At 45.5% G+C, this 1,597-nt stretch carries 2 protein-coding genes; both read right to left on the bottom strand.

Going from position 1 to position 1,597, the window contains the following annotated elements:
* Nucleotides 1-867, bottom strand: an 867-nt coding sequence (locus C5470_RS21750) for a DUF4123 domain-containing protein (protein WP_242688272.1), incomplete at its 3' end; no start/stop codon positions are given.
* A gap of 2 nt (nucleotides 868-869) precedes the next feature.
* The coding region (locus tag C5470_RS21745) for a bacteriophage T4 gp5 trimerisation domain-containing protein (RefSeq protein ID WP_422631103.1) at nucleotides 870-1,597 on the bottom strand (728 nt) is incomplete at its 5' end.

Here is a 1,597-nt window from a genome sequence, read left to right as displayed (position 1 = left end):
TGCCTGTCGGATGTTTTCAGTGAGGGTGATCATGTGATGGGTATCCGGTTCATCACCATAAAACCACACGGCATTGATACCCTGCATAAAATGGGCTAATGGCCCGTCAGATAGGGTATTAAGCAGTATTATTAGTGTCTTAGGGTGATAGAAACGAAAAAACGACCATTCCTGAGTCAGCTCGTTTTTCAGATAGGCAAATTTGCGCAGATGATTTAACACGATTTCAAAAGGCTGCCCGCTCTGAATAAACAGGCTCAGTTCCGCCCGATTATCGGCATTCATCATGTATCGCTGTAGTTCTGGCTGATTGTCGCTGTCTTGACTCAGTTCAACCAGATAAGGCGCGCTGTCTTCCAGTGAAACCTGGGTTTCACCTTTAAATAACCCTTGCCAGCGTAAAGAAGAGGCGAAGAGATCAGGAATGATAAATCTCTCGGTCTGTTGATAGACCGCTGCATCAATCACTGCGTAGAGATGCTGGTTGTCTTCACAAACTGGCATGTCAGTGGTTTGTGTCAATATCAGATCACCCCGCACGGCGGGAATAGGGGAATCTAAATTTTCCTGTTGGACAACTATCACGGGTTGTTTATCACTTATCTGTGGAATATGCCGTATCAACCGTAATTCAGGATGGGGGCTTTCCTCCAGATAGGTTTGTAAGGAGATGATCTCTTGGTCTTGACCGTTTGTTATGCCCGGGCCAATAACGTAATCCCACAAATTGGTTAATGCCTCATGTTGAGTCGGGGCATAGATTAACGCCTTGGCTGAGTATTGTCCGGCAGGATGCTGTTCATTCCCCATAGCCTGGTAGGTGTAATTGGCCACCCAGTAATCATATAAATCAAGCGAAGACGGCATTTTCACTCTGATGTTTCCTTCTGTGCATCGGCTTTTCCTTTGCAATCCTGAGCAATGGGCTGGCCTTCATTGGCTGCACCGGTCAATGTGGGTACGGTGCCTGCACTGCCGCCTTGCACGACCACTGGACCTTTCAGAAAGATATTGCCGTTTAATGTGATGCCCTGAGCATCTAGGGTGATGCTGCCGGCTTTACCTTTGAGGATCAATGTATCGCTGGCTTGCAGGGTATGTATTTTGGTGTGTGAGTGAATGCCTTTAACGACATTTAACTGGTAATTGCCTTTGATATCACTCTGTTTGTTTTCCCCAATTTGTTGGAAATGGGAAGCATAGATCTCTTCTTTCCAGCTATTGTTGATCCGCGTGATTTTGTCTTTCTCAATGGTTTCGAACTGATTTTTATCCACCTGAATATGTTGTTCATTCATGATACGGATAAATTCATCGTTACCGATTTTATGCCGGCGGTCGTTCATGACGGTGTGGCTTTCGTCGTGATCTATTTTTTGAGTTTTATCGTGGTTAATTTGGATCAGTTGGTCACGTTGAGCATGGATATAGATCTCTTCCCGCTCTTTTTCATCTTCAAAGCGTAATTCATTAAAACCATTACCTTTATGGGTCTTGGTTCTGAACGTGGTGCGGGTCTTTTCCGCCGGTAAATTTAGCGGCGGACGGTTAAGGGCGTTATAGGTACATCCGGTGATAATGGGGCGGTCAATATCGC

The organism is Photorhabdus stackebrandtii (assembly GCF_011189495.1).
GTDB classification, from domain to species: domain Bacteria; phylum Pseudomonadota; class Gammaproteobacteria; order Enterobacterales; family Enterobacteriaceae; genus Photorhabdus; species Photorhabdus khanii.
The sequence above is the reverse complement of the archived record's forward strand: the minus strand, read 5'-3'. Positions and strand labels throughout refer to the sequence as shown.